An 18,761-nucleotide genomic window follows, 5' to 3' on the forward strand; every position below is an offset into this window, starting at 1 on the left:
GTGCCGTCACCGGCTTCCTCGGGCCCAACGGCTCGGGCAAGTCGACGACCATGCAGGGGGTTTCCCCGTCTTCCGTTACCGCTTATGCCTCGTCGCGACGCAGCGAAGGCTTGAGCTCCTTCAGACGGCCGAGCAGGCCGTTGACGAACGAGGGCGACTCGTCCGTGGAGAACTCCTTCGCCAGCTGCACCATCTCGTCCAGCACCACGGCGTCCGGGGTCTCGTCGACCCAGATCAGCTCGTAGGCGCCGAGACGCAGGAGGTTGCGGTCGACGACCGGCATCCGGTCGAGCGTCCAGCCGACCGAGTACTGCGCGATCAGCTCGTCGATGCGCCGCGCGTGCTGCGCGTACCCCTCGACCAGCTGCATCGTGTACTCGCTCACCGGCGGCTGCCGGTCGTCGGTCCGGGAGAGCCGGATCCAGTCCGCGAGGACCGTCAGGACGTCCGCGCCGCGCTGGTCACCCTCGAAGAGGATCTGGAAGGCGCGCTTGCGGGCCGTGTTGCGGGCAGCCACGGTTAGCTGTTCACCCGGCCGAGGTAGTCGCTCGTGCGGGTGTCCACCTTGATCTTCTCACCGGTGGTGATGAAGAGCGGGACCTGGATCTGGTGGCCGGTCTCCAGCGTGGCGGGCTTGGTACCGCCGGTGGAGCGGTCGCCCTGGACACCCGGCTCGGTCTCCTGGATGACCAGCTCGACGGCGGCGGGCAGCTCGACGAAGAGCACCTCGCCCTCGTGCTGGGCGACGACGGCCGTGAAGCCCTCGATGAGGAAGTTGGCCGCGTCGCCGACCGTCTTGCGGTCGATCATCAGCTGGTCGTACGTGTCCATGTCCATGAAGACGAAGTACTCGCCGTCCATGTACGAGAACTGCATGTCGCGCTTGTCGACAGTGGCCGTCTCGACCTTGACACCGGCGTTGAACGTCTTGTCGACGACCTTGCCGGAAAGCACGTTCTTCAGCTTGGTGCGCACGAAGGCAGGGCCCTTGCCGGGCTTGACGTGCTGGAACTCGACGACGGACCAGAGCTGGCCGCCTTCGAGCTTGAGCACCAGGCCGTTCTTGAGGTCGTTCGTGGAAGCCACGGTTGCGGAATCTCCTGGACTGACGTGGACGACCCCGGCGCACGCACCTGCCTACAGGGCGAGCAGCTCCTTGGTCGTGATGGTGAGTAGCTCGGGTCCGCCGTCCGCCTCGGGGCGTACGACGAGCGTGTCATCGATCCGGACGCCGCCCCGGCCCGGGAGGTGAACCCCCGGTTCGACGGTGACCGGCACGCAAGCGTCCAGTTTACCCATGGCTGCGGGAGCCAGCTGCGGGTCCTCGTCGATTTCGAGTCCCACACCGTGCCCGGTGAGCGGTGGAAGGCCCTCGCGGTACCCCGCGGAGCCCAGTACGTGACGTGCGGCACTGTCCACGTCGCGATAGGCCGCACCGGGTGTCAGGGACTCGCGCGCGGCGCGCTGGGCGGCGAAGACGAGGTCGTAGAGCTCGATCTGCCAGTCGGCGGGCGAGGTGCCGATGACGAAGGTACGGCCGATCTCGCAGCGGTAGCCGTGGTAGGTCGCGCCGAGACAGACCGAGAGGAAGTCGCCCTCCTCGACCCTGCGGTCGGTGGGCGCGTGGCCGCGCAGCCCGGAGTTCGGGCCGGTGGCGACGGAGGTCGCGAAGGCGGGACCGTCGGCCCCGTGGTCGACCAGGCGCCGCTCCAGCTCCAGGGCGAGGTGGCGCTCGGTCCGCCCGACCAGGATGGACTCCAGCAGCTCGCCGAGGGCCTGGTCGGCGATCTCCGCCCCGATCCGCAGACAGGAGATCTCCTCCTCGTCCTTGACCACCCGCAGCTGCTCGACCGCGCCGCCGAGGTCGGCCAGGCGCAGCCCGGGAGCGACCGAGCCGATGGCGCGGTGCCGGGCCACGGTGAGGTGGTGCTCCTCGACGGCCACGGAGTCGGCGCCCTGGGCCGCGACGAGATCGGCGGCCGCGACCGCCGGATCACCGCCGGGTCCGGACAGGACATGGACGCGCAGCGCCTCGTCGGGGCGGCCCTCGGCGGGCCGCTCGTCCGGCGGGACGGCACAGACCAGCAGGTCCTCGCGCTTTCCCAGGAGCAGGACTGCCTCGCGCGGGGCGGCGCCCGCGAGATAGCGCACATTGGCGGCCCGGGAGACGAGCGCCGCCGCGCTGCCGCCCGCGTTGCAGCGCTCTCGTAGCCGCGTCCGGCGGGCCGCGTACACCTCTGACATGAGCCGAGCCTACGAGCAGTGGCCGGATCCCGCCGTTCGAGAGGGCCGTGTGGGCGGGCTCCGTTCGGGGGACCTACCGCCCGAGACCCCGCGACGCCCCGCCCGCGGCGACGGCGGACGGGCCGTCCGGCGTGGCGGCGGCCCGGCCGGTCACCACTGCGGCGGGCTCGCGATCGAGCGGGCCAGTACGTCGTCCAGGACCCGTGCCGTCGCGGGTACGTCCAGTTGCGAGTTGTCGATGATCGGCAGCCCCGAGCCGTACCACCCGGCCATCCGGCCGTGGATCCGGGCGACCTCCTCGTCGGTCAGCCGGCGGTTGCCGCGGCGCTCGGCGTTGCGCTCCAGGACGATGTCCAGGCCGGGCAGCAGCACGACCGGCAGCAGACCGGGCCCCACGTGCCGCTTCCAGCCGCCGAGCCCGACGACCGGACGGTCGGGGAAGACGGCGTCGTCGAGAATGCACGAGATGCCGTTGGCCAGGAAGTTGCGCGCGGCGAACCCGCAGGTGCGGCGGGCCAGCCGGTACTGCGCCTCGGAGTTGTCGTTCCACCCGGACTGCGGGTCGGCGAACCCCGCCCGGACCCATTCGCGCACGTCGTCGAGGCTGATGTGCGCGGTGGGCACCCGGCGGTGGTCCGCCCAGTACTTGGCGACGCTGGTCTTGCCGGCTCCCGCGGGGCCGATGAGCAGCACCGCGAGGGTGGTGGCCGACGGGTCGGGCGCGGCGGCAGCGGGCGGCGGGGCCGGCATGGCGACGGGACCGCCGGGCGGCAACGGGACATGCCCGGTGGTGTCAGGGGCCGGAACCGGCGTCTGAAGGTGCTGCGAGACCGCGTACGGCGTAGCCGGCGGTGGCACCGGCGGCACGGGCGGGATCGGCCCCGGCGCCGGTGGTCCGATGTATCCGGGCGCCGCGGGAGGCGGCACCGGGGCGGGCCCCTGGTGCGCGCCCTGGTGGTGCGGTCCCTGGTGTTGTGCGGCCGGCGACCAGCCGGCGGCCGGACCGTGCCCCGGCTGGTGGGGCTGCGGCAGCGGAGAACCCACTGCGTGCTGCATCCGGTGCCACTCCGTCTCGTACAGGCAATGGGCGAGGGCACGGGGTGCATACCCCGTTCGCTACTGAACGGTACCGCCCCAGGCTGTCCTTTGGTGAACGGCCGGGGGCGGTCCGTAGTGCCCTGGCGTGCGAAGAGGCCCGGACGGATCGGGTGTTGCGGTACTTACTGGCCCACTTCTCCGTACGCGGCGAGCAGGACGGCCGGGTCCGGTCCCTCCAGGACGGTCGGCTTGGCCAGTCCGTCGAGCACGATGAAACGCAGCAGGTTGCCGCGGGACTTCTTGTCGACCTTCATGGCCTCCAGCAGCTTGGGCCACTGGTCGTAGCGGTAGTGCAGCGGAAGACCGACGGACTCCAGGACCGTGCGGTGGCGGTCCGCCGTGGCGTCGTCGAGACGGCCGGCCAGACGGCCCAGTTCGGCGGCGAAGTGCATGCCGACCGAGACCGCGGCGCCGTGGCGCCACTTGTAGCGCTCGTTCTTCTCGATGGCGTGCGCGAGCGTGTGACCGTAGTTCAGGATCTCCCGCAGTCCCGACTCCTTCAGGTCGGACGACACGACGTCGGCCTTGACCCTGATGGAGCGTTCGATGAGCTCGGCGGTGTGCGGGCCCGCGGGGGTGCGGGCGGCGGCGGGGTCGGACTCGATCAGGTCGAGGATCGCCGGGTCGGCGATGAAGCCGGCCTTGATGATCTCGGCGAGGCCGGAGACGTAGTCGTTGACCGGGAGGGAGTCCAGCGCGGCCAGGTCGCACAGCACCCCGGCCGGCGGGTGGAAGGCGCCGACGAGGTTCTTGCCCTCGGCCGTGTTGATGCCGGTCTTGCCGCCGACGGCCGCGTCCACCATGGCGAGCACGGTGGTCGGTACGGCGATCCAGCGCACCCCGCGCAGCCAGGTCGCGGCCACGAAGCCGGCGAGGTCCGTGGTGGCGCCGCCGCCGACGCCCACGACGACGTCGGTGCGGGTGAACCCGCACTGGCCGAGCGCCTTCCAGCAGTAGGCGGCGACCTCGGCGGTCTTGGCCTCCTCCGCGTTGGGCACCTGGATGGCGACGGCCTCGTAGCCCTGCTCGGCCAGGTCGGCGCGGAGCGCGTCCCCGGTCTCGGCCAGCGCCTCGGGGTGGATGACCGCGACCCGCTGGGCCCTGTCGCCGATCAGCGCGCCGAGCTCGCCCAGCAGCTGACGCCCGACCAGGACCTCGTACGGCGCGGATCCCGCGCTGCCGCCGACCTGGATCCGCGTCACAGACTCGCTCATGCTTCCTTCAACTCCAGTGCGTCCAGGGCGGCCTGGGTGACCTCTTCGGGGGTACGGCCGTCCGTCGCCACGACGGCCGTGGCGATCTCCTCGTACAGATGCCGGCGGGCCTCCATCAGCTCGCGCCACTGCTTGCGCGGGTTGACGGCGAGCAGCGGGCGGGCCGTGTTGAGGCCGGTGCGCTTGACGGCCTCCTCGACGTCCATCGAGAGGTACACCACCCGGTGCCCGGCCAGCAGGGCGCGCGTGCCGGCGTCGAGCACCGCGCCGCCGCCCAGCGCCAGCACGCCGTCGTGGCCGGCCAGCGCGCGCTGCACGGACTGCTTCTCGATCACACGGAAGGCGCTCTCGCCCTCGTCGACGAAGATCTCCGCGATCGTGCGTCCCTGCTCGGCGACGATGTCGTCGTCGCTGTCCCGGTAGGCGACGCCCAGCCGTTCGGCGAGGAGCTGCCCGACGGTGGACTTGCCGACGCCCATCGGGCCGACCAGGACGACCAGCGGCCCGCTCATCGGATGTGCAGGTGGTCGAGGTACGACCGCACGTTGCGGCGGGTCTCGGTGACGCTGTCGCCGCCGAACTTCTCCGCCACCGCGTCCGCCAGCACCAGCGCGACCATCGCCTCGGCGACGATGCCGGCCGCGGGGACCGCGCACACGTCCGAGCGCTGGTGGTGCGCCTGGGCGGCCTCGCCGGTGGCGACGTCCACCGTCTGAAGGGCCCTCGGCACGGTCGCGATGGGCTTCATCGCGGCCCGCACCCGCAGCAGCTCGCCGGTGGTCAGGCCGCCCTCGGTGCCGCCGGAGCGGCCGGTGGCCCGCCGGATGCCGTCGGCGGTGGTGAGGATCTCGTCGTGCGCCTTGGAGCCGGGCACCCGGGCCAGGTCGAAGCCGTCGCCGACCTCGACGCCCTTGATCGCCTGGATGCCCATGAGGGCGGCGGCCAGGCGCGCGTCCAGCCGGCGGTCCCAGTGCACGTGCGAGCCCAGGCCGACGGGCACGCCGTAGGCGAGGACCTCGACGACACCGCCGAGGGTGTCGCCGTCCTTGTGGGCCTGGTCGATCTCCGCGACCATCGCCTTCGACGCGTCCGCGTCCAGGCAGCGCACCGGGTCGGCGTCCAGCCGCTCGACGTCGGCGGGTGTCGGCAGGACGCCGTAGGGCGCCTTGGCGGCGGCCAGTTCCACCACGTGCGAGACGATCTCGATCCCGGCCGTCTCCTTGAGGTACGAGCGGGCGACGGCGCCGAGCGCGACCCGGGCCGCGGTCTCCCGGGCGGAGGCGCGCTCCAGGATCGGGCGGGCCTCGTCGAAGCCGTACTTCTGCATGCCGGCCAGGTCGGCGTGGCCCGGCCGCGGCCGGGTCAACGGCGCGTTGCGGGCGAGTTCGGCGAGCTCCGCCGGGTCCACGGGGTCGGCCGACATGACCTTCTCCCACTTGGGCCATTCGGTGTTGCCGACCATGACCGCGACCGGGGAGCCCATGGTCAGTCCGTGCCGGACGCCGCCGAGGAACGTGACCTCGTCCCGCTCGAACTTCATCCGCGCACCGCGCCCATAGCCCAGCCGCCGCCTCGCCAGATGATCCGCCACCATCTCCGTGGTGATCGGCACGCCGGCGGGAAGGCCCTCCAGCGTCGCGACGAGTGCGGGACCGTGGGATTCCCCCGCGGTCAGCCAACGCAGCCTGCTCAACGGTGCTCCTCAGTGCTCGCGCCCTGGTACTGCCCTGCGTACGCGCGTCCTCGCGTACGGCGACGGCGCTACCGGGTGCGCGGCCCCGGCCCGCCACCTCCGATCCTCCCACGTTCCCGGGGCGGACCCGGCCGCCGGTCCAACCAGCGGACGCGCGGCGAGGGCCCACCGGGAATGTGCCGGGGTACGAAGAGGGCGTGCCGAGGGCCCGGGATCGGGCGTCGGCCGGGGCCCCGAAGGTCGCCGGCCGGGCCCGAGGAGCACAGCCGCGGGTCCGGGGCCCGGTGCCGCTGCCCCTAGTGTCTGGCGGCCAGGGCCTGCTCGCCGGCCTGGCGCATGGCCTCCAGCGGTGCCGGGGCGTGGCCGGTCATCTGCTCGACCTGGAGCACCGCCTGGTGGACCAGCAGGTCGAGTCCGCCGACGACGGCGCCGCCGTACATCGACCAGCGGGCCGCGAGGGTGGTGGGCCAGGGGTCGTAGAGGACGTCGAAGAGGGTGGCGGGCCGCTCGGGCACGGCGCCGGCCAGCGCGTCCGTCGTACCGGCCGGGGTGGTGGCGACGACGAGCGGGAAGCGCAGCGCCTCGGCCGCGTCCGTCCAGTCGGCGGTGTGGACCTCCACCTCCAGCCGCTCGCCCCACTGCCGCATCTCGGCGGCGCGCGCCTCGCTGCGTACGTAGGCGACGACCTCACCGGTGCAGATCCGGGCCAGCGCGGCCAGCGCGGAGGAGGCGGTGGCACCGGCGCCGAGCACGGCCGCGGTGTCGACCTGTTCGATCCCCCGCTCGCGCAGCGCGGCGACCATGCCGGGGACGTCGGTGTTGTCGCCGACCCGGCGGCCGTCCTCGGTGAACACCACCGTGTTGACGGCCTCGACCGCGGCCGCCGTCTCGCTGATCTCGTCGAGCAGCGGGATGACGGCCCGCTTGAGCGGCATGGTCAGCGACAGCCCTGCCCACTGCGGGCCGAGGTCCGCGAAGAAAGCAGGCAGGCCCGCCTCGTCCACGTCGAACCGCTCGTACGTCCAGCCGTCGAGCCCCAGCCGGGCGTACGCGGCGCGGTGCAGCACCGGGGAGAGCGAGTGGGCGATCGGTGAACCGAGTACGGCGGCCCGACGCGCCTCAGTTGCCGCTGCTGGCATTGAACCTTTCCTTGAGTTTCTGGAATTCCTCGTAGGTCTTCGCGAATTCGGTGTTGTTCTGACCGTCGGTCGCCACGAAATACAGCCAGCCGTCGTCGGTCGGATTCAACGCCGCCTTCAGCGCGTCCTCGCCGGGGTTTCCGATGGGACCGGGCGGCAGACCCCGGTTCGTATAGGTGTTGTACGGGTCCTTGTTGCTGTTGATCTCGGACTCGCTGATATGGATTTTGCTCTCGCCCTTCAGGTAATTGAAGGTCGAGTCGAACTGGAGCTTCTGGTTGGTCTCGGTGTTCGTCGGCTTGAGGCGGTTGTAGATGACCTCCGCCATCTTGCGGAAGTCGTCGTGCGTCTTGCCCTCCGCCTGGACGAGGCTGGAGACCGTGACGAGCTGCAACGGGTTCTCCAGGTCGAACGACTTGGCCTTGTTCACGAGGTCGTACCTCGTGTAGACCTCGTTCGCCTGCTCGACCATCTGTTTCAGGACCGCCTCGGGCTTCATGCCCTTGGCCGCGGGATAGGTGCCGGGGAAGAGGAAGCCCTCCAGCGGGTCCTTGACGTCACTGCCGCCGGTCGCCCACTTCGGCATTCCGAGGTTCTTGTACTGCTCCTTGGCCACCTTATTGGTGGCGCCTGCGGAAAGGCCCAGCCTGGCGTCGATGTCCTTGTAGACGGCCGCGTTCCGCTCGCCCGGCTTGACGATGAGATTGGCCTGGCTCTTCGGGTCGAGCATCATCTTGACGGCGCTCGCCGCGGACATCTCCTTCCGCAGGATGTACGCGCCGGCCTGGATCGAAGTGCCCTGGGGATTCTGCTGCTGCGCGGAGACGAACGCGTCGACGCTCTTGACGACACCGGCCTCCTTCAGCCTGATCCCGATGTCGTAGCCGCCGGCCCCCTTGGGGATCTCGACGGTCACCGTCTCGTCGGTGCCGGCGCCCGCGTAGTCGGGCGCCGCGCCGAAACGATTTTGGTAGTACTGGTAGCCGAAATAGCTGACACCGGCGAGGCCTCCGCCGAACACCAGGGCCACCACCAGGCACGCGCAGCCGTTGCGGCGCTTCTTGCCCGTGGCGCCGCCCTTGCCCCGCTTGTCGCCCCGGCCGCCGCGGCCGTCCGGCTCGTCGGTGCCGTCGTCGTTGCCCTCGTCGTCGCCGCCCGCGAAGAAGGCGTGTTCGCCCTCGTCGGGACCCGGGTCCCAGTCGACCTTGGGTTCCGGTTCGGCGCGCCGCCGGCTCGGCGGCTCCGGCGGCGGATACGCCTCGGGGGTACCGTAGAGATCGGGCTGCTCGGCGCCGTACGCGGCGGCCTGCTGGCCGTAGGGGTCACCCGGGTCGGCCGCGTAGGGGACGTGCGCGTGCGTGCCCGTGCCGTCCCAGCCGCCCTGCTGGTACTGCTGCTGCGACTGCTGGTCGGCGTAGTGCTGCTGGTCGTACTGCTGCTGGTCGTACTGCTGCTGGTCGTACTGCTGCTGGTTGTACTGCTGCTGGTACTGGACGGCCTGCTGGTCGTACTGCTGCGAGCCGTCGTAGGCGGCCTGCTGACCGCCCTGCCCCCAGTCGCCGTATCCCGGTTGCTGCGGCTGCGGATAGTGCTGCGGCTGGCCGCCGTAGGCAGACTGATGGGCCGCCTGGGCCTGCTGCCCTTCCCATCCGCCGTCCCCGTACGCCGGGTCCTGCGGATGCCACGGTTCGGAGCCTTGGCCCCGGCCATACTCAGTCATCGATCCCCTAGAGCCGCGAGGCGGCGATCCCGCGGCTTCAAGGGCCGGTGGACGTTCCGCCTCATTTCTGTGCGGCGGCTGTTCGAACACCACTGCATCGCGCGGAACGTTACCGTATCGCGATCAGATGACCACTTCGACGCCCTCACCGGGTGGATTGCCTGACACCCGTTCGGATTCCAGCGCCTGCTGAAGAATGATGACGGCCGCCGCCTGGTCGATGACCGACCGGCCCTTCTTGGATTTCACTCCCGAGGCCCGCAGTCCCTGACTGGCCGTCACCGTCGTCATCCGCTCGTCGACAAGGCGGACCCCGACCGGGGCGATGCCCCGGGCGAGCTCCTCGGCGAAACCGCGGACCTTGGCCGCGGCCGGACCCTCGCCCCCCTTGAGGGAGCGAGGCAGACCGACCACGACCTCGATGGGTTCGTACTCCTCGACGAGTTGCCTCAGCCTACGGTGCGCCGCCGGGATGTCCCGTCCGGGGACGGTCTCCACCGGAGTGGCGAGGATCCCGTCGGGGTCGCACGAGGCAACCCCGATGCGGGCGTCCCCGACGTCGATCGCGAGTCGACGTCCTCTTCTCATCTTCTCGACCGTTTCTTGCTTTTCTTACTTCGCGGTCTCGGCGACCAGTCGCTCGACGGCCTCGACGGCCTCGCCGACGGCGGCCGCGTTCTGGCCGCCGCCCTGGGCGACGTCCGGCTTGCCGCCACCGCCGCCGCCGAGCGTCTTGGCGGCCGTGCGGACCAGGTCGCCGGCCTTGAGGCCACGCTCGCGGGCGGCCTCGTTGGTGGCGATGACCGTCAGCGGCTTGCCGCCCACCGTGGTGAACAGGGCGACCACCGCGGCCCGTCCGCCCTGGATGCGGCCGCGCACGTCGAGGACCAGCTTGCGCAGGTCGTCGGCCGTGGTGCCGTCCGGGACCTGACCGGTGACGAGCGCCACACCGCGTACGTCCTTGGCGGACTCGGCCAGACCGGCGGCAGCCTGGAGGACCTTCTCCGCGCGAAACTTCTCGATCTCCTTCTCGGCGTCCTTCAGCTTGCCGAGCATGGCGGAGACCTTCTCCGGGAGCTCCTCCGGACGGCCCTTGATCAGCTCCTGGAGCTGGGCGACGACCGTGTGCTCACGGGCCAGGAAGTTGTAGGCGTCCACGCCGACGAGGGCCTCGATCCGGCGGACGCCGGAACCGATCGACGACTCGCCGAGCAGCTTCACCAGACCGAGCTGGGCGGTGTTGTGCACGTGCGTGCCGCCGCAGAGCTCCTTGGAGAAGTCGCCGATGGTCACGACGCGGACCCGCTCGCCGTACTTCTCGCCGAACTCGGCGATGGCGCCCTGCTTCTTGGCCTCGTCGAGGCTGAGGATCTCGGCGTGCACGTCCAGGTCCCGGGCGAGCACCTCGTTGATCTTCTGCTCGACGTCGGTCATCACGGCCGTCGGGACGGCGGCCGGGGAACCGAAGTCGAAGCGGAAGCGGCCGGGCTGGTTCTCGGAACCGGCCTGGGCGGCCGTCGGGCCGAGGGCGTCGCGCAGGGCCTGGTGGGTGAGGTGCGTGGCCGAGTGGGCGCGGGCGATCGCCTTGCGGCGGCGGCCGTCGATCGAGGCGTGGGCCTTGGCACCGAGGGTCACCTCGCCGACCTGGACGACGCCCTTGTGCACGTACACGCCCGGGACCGGCTTCTGGGTGTCGCGGATCTCGATGACGGCACCGGAGTCGACCTTGATCCGGCCGGTGTCGCCGATCTGGCCGCCGCCCTCGGCGTAGAACGGGGTGCGGTCGAGGACGATCTCGACCTCGTCGCCCTCGCCGGCGGCCGGGGAGGAGACGCCGTCGACGAGGATGCCGACGATCGTCGACTCCGTCTCGGTGTCGGTGTAGCCCGTGAAGTCGGTCTCGCCGGCCTTGTCGGCGATCTCGCGGTAGGCGCCGACCCCGGCGTGGCCGGTCTTCTTGGCCTGGGCGTCGGCCTTGGCGCGCTCCCGCTGCTCCTTCATCAGCCTGCGGAAGCCGTCCTCGTCCACGGACAGGCCCTGCTCGGCGGCCATCTCCAGGGTGAGGTCGATCGGGAAGCCCCAGGTGTCGTGGAGCAGGAACGCCTTGTCGCCGGCCAGGACGGTGCCGCCGGAGGCCTTGGTCTCGGTGACGGCGGTGTCCAGGACGTTGGTGCCGGCGTTCAGCGTCTTGAGGAAGCGGGTCTCCTCGGCGAGGGCCACCGTCTCGATGCGCTCGCGGTCGGTGACCAGCTCCGGGTACTGCTGCCCCATCATCGCGATCACGGTGTCGATGAGATCCTTGACCACCGGTCCCGTGGCACCGAGCAGACGCATGTTGCGGATGGCGCGGCGCATGATGCGGCGCAGGACGTAACCGCGGCCCTCGTTGCCGGGGGTCACGCCGTCGCCGATGAGCATCACGGAGGTCCGCATGTGGTCGGTGACCACGCGCAGGGACACGTCGGACTCGTGGGCGGCGCCGTAGGCGACACCGGTCAGCTCGGTGGCCTTGTTGATGACGGCCATCGAGGTGTCGATCTCGTACATGTTCTGCACGCCCTGCAGAATCATGGCGAGGCGCTCCAGGCCGAGGCCCGTGTCGATGTTCTTGCTCGGCAGTTCCCCGAGGATCTCGAAGTTGTCCTTGCCGATGCCCTCGCCCCGCTCGAACTGCATGAAGACGAGGTTCCAGATCTCCACGTACCGCTCGTCGTTGACGGCCGGGCCGCCCTCGACGCCGAACTCGGGGCCGCGGTCGTAGTTGATCTCGGAGCAGGGGCCGCACGGTCCGGGTACGCCCATGGACCAGTAGTTGTCCTTCATGCCCAGGCGCTGGATGCGCTCCTTGGGCACGCCCACGACCTCGTGCCAGATGCGCTCGGCCTCGTCGTCGTCCTTGTAGACGGTGATCCAGAGCTTCTCCGGCTCAAGGCCGTAACCACCCTTGTCCTGGGGGCTGGTGAGCAGCTCCCAGGCGTGCTTGATGGCGCCTTCCTTGAAGTAGTCGCCGAAGGAGAAGTTGCCGCACATCTGGAAGAACGTGCCGTGCCGGGTGGTCTTGCCGACCTCTTCGATGTCGGGCGTGCGCACACACTTCTGCACGCTGGTGGCGCGCGCGAACGGCGGCTTGACCTCGCCCAGGAAGTAGGGCTTGAAGGGCACCATGCCGGCCGGGACCAGGAGCAGAGTCGGGTCGTCCGCGATGAGCGACGCCGAAGGGACGACGGTGTGCCCGCGCTCCTCGAAGAAGCTCAGCCAGCGGCGGCGGATCTCAGCCGACTCCATCAGTGGTCCTCATTCCGGTTGTTCGAGTACGTCGACCTCTCGACGTACTTCGGGTTGTTGCGGTTCTCGATGGCGACGAAGCGCCGGGGAGCGGGGAGTTCGGGGTCCGCGTGGATCCCGAGGGCCTCGCCCAGCTCGGCCTCCCGCCGGGCCATGTTGTCGCGGACGTCGAGCGCGAAGCCCACCGCTCTGTCCTTGAGGCGGTGGCCCGTCTCCAGTGCCTTGTTCGCCGCGGTCGCGGCGAGGCTCTCGGGCGTCAGCTGCTTCAGCTTGCGGTTGACCTTGGTGGTGGCCCACACACCGGCGGCGACGCCCGTGGTGAACCAGAAGGTACGGCGGAACATCGCTGGGTCAGTCCCTCTCTCCGCGGGCGTTGCGCTTCTCCCGCCGCGAGGCCGGGACGGTACGGCCCACGATCACGGTACGCCGGGGGGCCTTGGCGGGCACGTCGTCGCCTCGGCGGGCGCCCAGGGCCCGGCGTACGCCGTAGCCGAAGGCGGCGACCTTCACCAGGGGACCGCCGAAGGTGGACGCGACGGTCGTCGACAGCGCCGAGGCGTTCGACGTGACCTCCTGGACGTCCGACGCGATCGAGTCGACCCGGTCGATCTGGGTCTGCGCCGAGCGCACCGCCGCGGAGGCGTCGGTCAGCAGCGGGACGGCCTGCTCGGTCACGTCCGCCACGAGCTTGGTGGTCGCCCTGAGCGTCTGGGCCAGCCTCGCCAGTGCCACCGCGAGGAAGGAGACCAGGATCGCCCAGAAGACGGCCACCAGGATCCCGGCCACCTCTCCACCGGACACTGCGCACCCGCTCCCTGAAATGTGCCTCTACATCGAAAAAGTCGTGCACCGAGCCTATCGCGCCGGGCGCACGGCTCCGTACCGGATTACCGCCCGCGCCGCCAGTGTTCGCGTCCGGCGATTGTACGGAATGAACACGAGTCAGTACGCTCCGTGCATCATGCGAGACCGACAGCGCGAAGACCGCTCCCCGCACGGCAGCCTTCCTCTGGAGACCGACCGGTTCGTGGGGCGGGCGGACGAACTCGCCGCGCTGGCCGGAGCGCTCGACGCGGCACGACTGGTGACGGTGACCGGGCCCGGCGGGGTCGGCAAGTCCCGGCTCGCGGCCTGCGCGGCGGGGCGGCTCGCACCGGGCGAGGGCGGGCGGTGCGACGGGGTGTGGCGGGTGGACCTGACCGCGCTGCGCGACCCGGAGTTCGTCGCGTACGCGGTCGTGGAGGCGCTCGGGCTGACCGACCACACCACTCGGCTGCCCCGCGAGACCCTGCTCGCGCATCTCGACGGACGTCAACTCCTGCTCCTCCTCGACGGGTTCGAGCACCTCGTGGAGCCCTGCGCGGCGCTGATCAGCGATCTGCTGCGGCATGCGCCGGGGCTGCGGGTGCTCGCCACGGGCCGCAGGCCGCTCGGCGTGTCCGGTGAGCGACTGCACCAGCTCGCCCCGCTGGACGAGGACACGGCCGTGGAACTGTTCACCGTCCGCGCCGCGCAGCAGGGACTGGCGGTCGACGGCGACCCGGACGTACGGGAGCTGTGCCGGCGTCTGGACGGGATCCCGCTGGCGATCGAGCTGGCGGCCGGGCGGCTGCGGGCCCTCTCCCCCGGACAGCTGCTCGACCGGTTCGAGGACCGGTTCCGGCTGCTGACGGGCGGTGCCCGGGACGCCCCGGCGCGCCACCAGACGCTGCGCACGGCGATCGGCTGGAGCCATGAGCTGTGCACGCCGGGGGAACGTCTGCTGTGGGCGCGGCTGTCGGTGTTCGCCGGCCCGTTCGATCTGGAGGCCGTCGAATACGTGTGCAGCGGCGACGGCCTGGACGCCGACGACGTCCTCGACGTCCTGTCCGAGCTGCTGGCCCAGTCCGTGGTGGCCCGCGAGGACACCGCGACGGGCGTGCGCTACCGGATGCTCGGCACCCTGCGGGCGTACGGCGCCGACTGGCTGGAGGCCATGGGCGACGCGACCCGGCTGCGGCGGCGCCACCGCGACTGGTACATGGGGCTGGCGACCTGGTGCGAGCTGGACTGGTTCTCGCCCCGGCAGCAGGAGGTGGCCGCAAGGATCGAGGCGGAGCTGCCGAACCTGCGCCGCGCCCTGGAGTACTGCCTGACCGAGCCGGACGAGGCTCATCTGGGCCAGTATCTGGCGGGCTCGCTGTGGTTCTACTGGGCGGGCTGCGGCCGGCTCTCGGAGGGACGGCGCTGGCTGGAGCGCAGCGTCCAGCTGGACACCGAGCAGACGGCCAACGAGCAGTCGCGGCTGAAGGCGCTGTGGGTGCTCGGCTATGTCGCGATCCTCCAGGGCGACGCGGTGCCCGCGCTGGCGGCGCTCCAGGAGTGCCGGGAGGGGGCGGAGCGGGTCGCCAGCCCCACGGCGCTGGCCTACGCGGAGCACCGCACCGGCTGTCTGGCCCTGGTCACGGACGACATGGCCCGCGCGGAGACGCTGCTGCGCTCGGCGCTGGAGCGGTACCAGGAGATCGGCGAGCTCAACAGCAACGTCCTGATGGGACAGGTCGAGCTGGCCATGGCGCGGGCGTTCCAGGGCGATCTGCCGGGCGCGGTCACGCTCTGCGAGGACGTCCGGCAGGTCTGCGAGGACCACGGGGAGCGGTGGACGCGCTCCTACGCGCTGTACGTCCTCGGGTACGCCGCCTTCCGCGACGGCGATCTCGCGCGGGCCCGGGAGCTGCTCACGGAGTGTCTTGCCGGTGCCCATGCCTTCCGTGACCTGCTCGGTTCGGTGCTGGCGGTGGAGCTGCTGGCCCTGGTCACGGTCGCCGAGGGCGACGCGGCGGAGGCCGCGGTGCTGCAGGGCGCGGCGGCCGGCATGTGGCCCTCGGTGGGGCTGCCGCTGTTCGGCTCGGCGTACTACAACGCCCCGCACGAACTGTGCGAGACGAAGGCCCGGGACCGGCTGGGCGACGAGAGGTACGAGGAGTGCCTCCGGCAGGGGGCGCGGCTGGGCCGGGAGGCCGGGGTGGCGCGGGCGCTGGGGCGGGGCCGGGGGCGGTCGCTGAAGGCCCTGCCCGGACCGCGCGGGTCGGTGCGGCCGGCCCGGGACGCCGCCGGAACGCGAGAACCCGCCGTCTCGCCCACCCGGAAGGGCGGGGAGACGGCGGGCTGAGGTGCTACACCCGGCTGGTGATCAGCGGGCGTAGTACTCGACGACCAGCTGCTCGTCGCAGATGACCGGAACTTCCTTGCGGTTCGGCTCGCGGTCCAGGCGGAAGGCCAGGGCACGGAGGTTCACCTGCAGGTAGCGCGGGGTCTCGCCGTCGGGGGCGAAGCCACCCTCACGCGCGACCTGGAAGAGCGGCTTCTCGCGGCTGCGCTCGCGGACCATCACGACGTCGTCGGGACGGACGCGGAACGACGGCTTGTCGACCTTCTGGCCGTTGACCTCGATGTGGCCGTGAACGACCATCTGGCGGGCCTGGTAGATCGTGCGGGCGATGCCCGAACGCAGGACCAGCGCGTCGAGACGACGCTCCAGCTCGATGATCAGGGCCTCACCGGTCTTGCCCTGGACCTTGGAGGCACGCTCGTAGGCGCGGACGAGCTGACGCTCGGACACGTCGTACTGCGCGCGCAGACGCTGCTTCTCCAGCAGACGGACCTTGTAGTCCGAGTTCTGCTTGCGGCCGCGGCCGTGCTCGCCCGGCGGGTAGGGGCGGGCCTCGAAGTACTTGACGGCCTTCGGGGTCAGCGCGATGCCGAGGGCACGCGACTTCTTGACCTTGGGGCGGGACTGATTCGCCACTGTCTGTATCTCTTTCCTGGGTTTCGGCTCACCAGAGTTAAGGGAGGTCGCATCCGCAGCCTGGGAAACCCGTCTCGTCCCTGCGGACGGGGCGGGCAGCCGCTCCCTGGTCTGGGCACATACGTGCAGCACGCGAGTGGCCCACCGACCTCTCCCGGGATCCCGGGTGGTGGTGGGCTGCCCGCGACACCTTCGACGGTGCGCGACGCTCCTGGAATCCCCGCCCTGCGGCGGGGTTCCGGCTGGATGTCCCGTTCTGGTGATGCCGGCGCCTTCTTACGACGGGCCGGACACGGGACTCAGCACTCCGGTGGATTCTACAGGGTGCTCAGGGCGCCCTGCGACCGAGGTGCTTCCTGGTCCATTCGACCGCGTCCGCGTAGCGTGCCTCGGTGCCGTGCCGGGTGGGGGTGTAGTACTCGCGGTCCTTGAGGGCGTCCGGCGCGTACTGCTGGGCCGCGATGCCCTCGGGCACGTCGTGCGGATACACATAGCCCTGCGCGTGCCCCAGCTTGGCCGCGCCCTTGTAGTGCCCGTCGCGCAGATGCGGCGGCACCGGTCCGGCCAGTCCCCTGCGTACGTCGTCCAGCGCGGCGCCGATCGCCGTGGTCGCGGCGTTGGACTTGGGGGCCAGGGCCAGGGCGATGGTGGCGTGGCTGAGGGTGAGGGCGGCCTCGGGGAAGCCGATCATGGCGACCGCCTGGGCGGCCGCGACCGCTATGGGCAGGGCGTTCGGATCGGCCAGGCCGATGTCCTCGCTGGCGGAGATCATCAGGCGGCGGGCGATGAACCGGGGGTCCTCGCCGGCCTCGATCATCCGGGCCAGGTAGTGCAGGGCCGCGTCGACGTCGGAGCCGCGGATGGACTTGATCAGGGCGCTGGCGACGTCGTAGTGCTGGTCGCCGTCGCGGTCGTACTTCACCGCGGCGCGGTCGACGGTCTCCTCGAGGGTGGTCAGCGAGATCAGCGGCTCGCCCTTGTCGAGGGCTGCGCCCGCGGCCGCCTCGAGGGCGGTGAGGGCGCGGCGGGCGTCGCCTCCCGCGATGCGCAGCAGGTGGTCCTCGGCGTCCTCGGGGAGGGTGACGGTGCCCTTGAGTCCGCGGTCGTCGTCCAGGGCGCGGCGCAGCAGGCCGCGCAGGTCGTCGTCGGTGAGCGGTTCGAGGGTGAGCAGCAGGGAGCGGGACAGCAGCGGTGAGATCACGGAGAAGTACGGGTTCTCGGTGGTCGCGGCGATCAGGGTCACCCAGCGGTTCTCGACCGCCGGGAGCAGGGAGTCCTGCTGGGCCTTGCTGAACCGGTGGATCTCGTCGAGGAAGAGGACGGTCTCCTTGCCGTAGCCGCCGCTGGCCCGGCGGGCGCCGTCGATGACCGCGCGGACCTCCTTGACGCCGGCGGTGATCGCGGACAGTTCCACGAAGCGCTTGTCGGTGGCCTTGGAGACCACGTACGCCAGGGTCGTCTTGCCGGTGCCGGGCGGGCCCCAGAGGATCACCGAGGAGGGTCCCGCGGGACCGCCCGTGCCCTCGCCGACCAGTCGCCGCAGGGGCGAGCCCGACTTCAGCAGATGCTGCTGGCCCACCACCTCGTCGAGGGTGCGCGGACGCATACGGACCGCCAGGGGGCTCCCTGCGGGGTCCTTCTCCTGGCGGTCTTCGGCAGCTGCGGTGAACAGATCGGGCTCCACCCTGGAAACCCTAAATCACCGCACCGACAATCCCGGCGGACCGGTCAGCTGGTCCAGAACTCCCACCAGCGGGTCAGGACCAGCATGCCGATGATGCCGACGTGCAGGACCGGCATGACCCAGGTGAACTCGCCGAAGAAGCCCTTCAGCCAGCGGGGGGCGGGCAGGAAGTCGTTGCGGATGTTGAACGACGTCACGTACCAGAACATGGTGATGGTGGCGACCCAGGCCAGGGAGCACCACAGGCACAGCGCGTTGATCCGGTACAGGGACTGGAACTGCAGCCAGGTGCAGAAGGCCACCCCGAAGAGGGTGCCGAAGTTGAAGGTGAGCCAGTACCAGCGCGGGAAGCGGGCGCGGGCCAGCAGGCTCATGCCGACGCAGATCACGATGCCGTAGCAGACCAGGCCGAGCATCGGGTTGGGGAACCCGAAGGCGGCGGCCTGCTTGCTCTCCATCACGCTGCCGCAGGAGACGACCGGGTTGAGGCTGCAGCCGGGCGTGAACGTGGTGCCTGCGACCTTGGCCTCGAGGAGCTTGAACTTGTCGATCGTGATGACCCACGCGGCGAGCAGTCCGGCGGCGCCGGTGATCAGCAGCAGGATCGCAAACGCACGGCTACCGCCCACCGTGCGCGGCGCGGTGGCGGCGCGTCCGGGCTCGGGGTCGGTGGAGACGTCCTTGACTGTCGTCTTGCTCATCACGCCGATTCCGTCACTTGAGAGGTGGACCTGCTTGCGGGCTGGGGCCATTGTGCCGTACGGGGGCCGCCGCGCACCGTTCGGTGCGGATAAGGAAGCGCCTGCGGCAGGCCCCGGCGTCCGGTTCCGGCCAGTCGCCGCAGGGGACGAGACGGGCGCGGGTGCCCCTTCGCCACCGCCGCCCTTCCACCCGTAC

Annotated in this window: 17 protein-coding genes; 1 reads left to right on the plus strand and 16 read right to left on the minus strand. The window is 71.1% G+C overall.

The window, feature by feature from the left end:
• Nucleotides 1-82: 82 nt before the first annotated feature.
• The 13 genes from nusB to ABT085_RS28420 form a co-directional block, all read right to left on the minus strand.
• On the minus strand, nt 83-517 hold the full coding sequence (gene nusB, locus ABT085_RS28360) for a transcription antitermination factor NusB (RefSeq protein WP_351613823.1): 435 nt from the start codon (nt 515-517) through the stop codon (nt 83-85).
• A gap of 2 nt (nt 518-519) precedes the next feature.
• Nucleotides 520-1,086 carry an elongation factor P gene (efp, locus tag ABT085_RS28365; protein ID WP_162470102.1) on the minus strand — a complete coding sequence of 189 codons (567 nt, stop codon included), beginning with the start codon at nt 1,084-1,086 and terminating at the stop codon, nt 520-522.
• A gap of 51 nt (nt 1,087-1,137) precedes the next feature.
• Nucleotides 1,138-2,244 carry an aminopeptidase P family protein gene (locus ABT085_RS28370; protein WP_351613826.1) on the minus strand — a complete coding sequence of 369 codons (1,107 nt, stop codon included), beginning with the start codon at nt 2,242-2,244 and terminating at the stop codon, nt 1,138-1,140.
• A gap of 150 nt (nt 2,245-2,394) precedes the next feature.
• Nucleotides 2,395-3,300 carry a Pro-rich N-terminal domain-containing protein gene (locus tag ABT085_RS28375; protein WP_351613828.1) on the minus strand — a complete coding sequence of 302 codons (906 nt, stop codon included), beginning with the start codon at nt 3,298-3,300 and terminating at the stop codon, nt 2,395-2,397.
• A gap of 164 nt (nt 3,301-3,464) precedes the next feature.
• Nucleotides 3,465-4,556: a 3-dehydroquinate synthase gene (gene aroB, locus ABT085_RS28380; protein ID WP_351613831.1), complete on the minus strand. Its 1,092-nt coding sequence runs from the start codon at nt 4,554-4,556 to the stop codon at nt 3,465-3,467.
• Nucleotides 4,553-5,068 (minus strand): shikimate kinase, encoded by a 516-nt coding sequence (locus ABT085_RS28385; protein WP_351613834.1) that lies wholly within the window; start codon nt 5,066-5,068, stop codon nt 4,553-4,555. The genes aroB and ABT085_RS28385 overlap by 4 nt, the downstream gene beginning before the upstream one ends.
• A complete protein-coding gene (aroC, locus tag ABT085_RS28390) occupies nt 5,065-6,249 on the minus strand; it encodes a chorismate synthase (protein ID WP_351613837.1) in 1,185 nt (394 codons plus the stop codon). Before aroC ends, ABT085_RS28385 begins: the two co-directional genes overlap by 4 nt.
• A 296-nt stretch (nt 6,250-6,545) precedes the next feature.
• The gene (locus ABT085_RS28395; RefSeq protein ID WP_351613839.1) at nt 6,546-7,388 is read right to left on the minus strand and encodes a shikimate dehydrogenase; all 843 of its coding nucleotides are present in this window, start codon (nt 7,386-7,388) and stop codon (nt 6,546-6,548) included.
• The gene (mltG, locus tag ABT085_RS28400; RefSeq protein WP_351613842.1) at nt 7,369-9,108 is read right to left on the minus strand and encodes an endolytic transglycosylase MltG; all 1,740 of its coding nucleotides are present in this window, start codon (nt 9,106-9,108) and stop codon (nt 7,369-7,371) included. Before mltG ends, ABT085_RS28395 begins: the two co-directional genes overlap by 20 nt.
• Before the next feature lie 123 nt (nt 9,109-9,231).
• Nucleotides 9,232-9,696, minus strand: coding sequence for a Holliday junction resolvase RuvX (ruvX, locus tag ABT085_RS28405; protein ID WP_351613844.1), 465 nt, complete (start codon nt 9,694-9,696; stop codon nt 9,232-9,234).
• Nucleotides 9,697-9,720: 24 nt separating this feature from the next.
• Nucleotides 9,721-12,393 carry an alanine--tRNA ligase gene (gene alaS, locus ABT085_RS28410; protein WP_351613846.1) on the minus strand — a complete coding sequence of 891 codons (2,673 nt, stop codon included), beginning with the start codon at nt 12,391-12,393 and terminating at the stop codon, nt 9,721-9,723.
• Nucleotides 12,393-12,737, minus strand: coding sequence for a hypothetical protein (locus tag ABT085_RS28415; RefSeq protein ID WP_351613849.1), 345 nt, complete (start codon nt 12,735-12,737; stop codon nt 12,393-12,395). The genes alaS and ABT085_RS28415 overlap by 1 nt, the downstream gene beginning before the upstream one ends.
• Nucleotides 12,738-12,744: 7 nt before the next feature.
• Nucleotides 12,745-13,194 (minus strand): DUF948 domain-containing protein, encoded by a 450-nt coding sequence (locus tag ABT085_RS28420; protein WP_351613851.1) that lies wholly within the window; start codon nt 13,192-13,194, stop codon nt 12,745-12,747.
• Nucleotides 13,195-13,354: 160 nt separating this feature from the next.
• On the opposite strand from ABT085_RS28420, the gene ABT085_RS28425 reads away from it, so the two are divergent.
• Entirely contained in the window at nt 13,355-15,544 is a 2,190-nt protein-coding gene (locus ABT085_RS28425) for an ATP-binding protein (RefSeq protein ID WP_351613854.1), read from the plus strand.
• A gap of 21 nt (nt 15,545-15,565) precedes the next feature.
• Here ABT085_RS28425 and rpsD read toward each other — a convergent pair whose 3' ends face one another.
• The 3 genes from rpsD to ABT085_RS28440 form a co-directional block, all read right to left on the minus strand.
• Entirely contained in the window at nt 15,566-16,180 is a 615-nt protein-coding gene (gene rpsD, locus ABT085_RS28430; protein ID WP_351613857.1) for a 30S ribosomal protein S4, read from the minus strand.
• A gap of 328 nt (nt 16,181-16,508) precedes the next feature.
• Entirely contained in the window at nt 16,509-17,864 is a 1,356-nt protein-coding gene (locus tag ABT085_RS28435; RefSeq protein WP_351613860.1) for a replication-associated recombination protein A, read from the minus strand.
• A gap of 44 nt (nt 17,865-17,908) precedes the next feature.
• Nucleotides 17,909-18,565 (minus strand): vitamin K epoxide reductase family protein, encoded by a 657-nt coding sequence (locus tag ABT085_RS28440; RefSeq protein ID WP_351613862.1) that lies wholly within the window; start codon nt 18,563-18,565, stop codon nt 17,909-17,911.
• Between the last annotated feature and the right edge of the window lie 196 nt (nt 18,566-18,761).

Origin of the sequence: Streptomyces sp. NPDC002265 (genome assembly GCF_040296125.1) — a bacterium.
GTDB lineage: Bacteria > Actinomycetota > Actinomycetes > Streptomycetales > Streptomycetaceae > Streptomyces.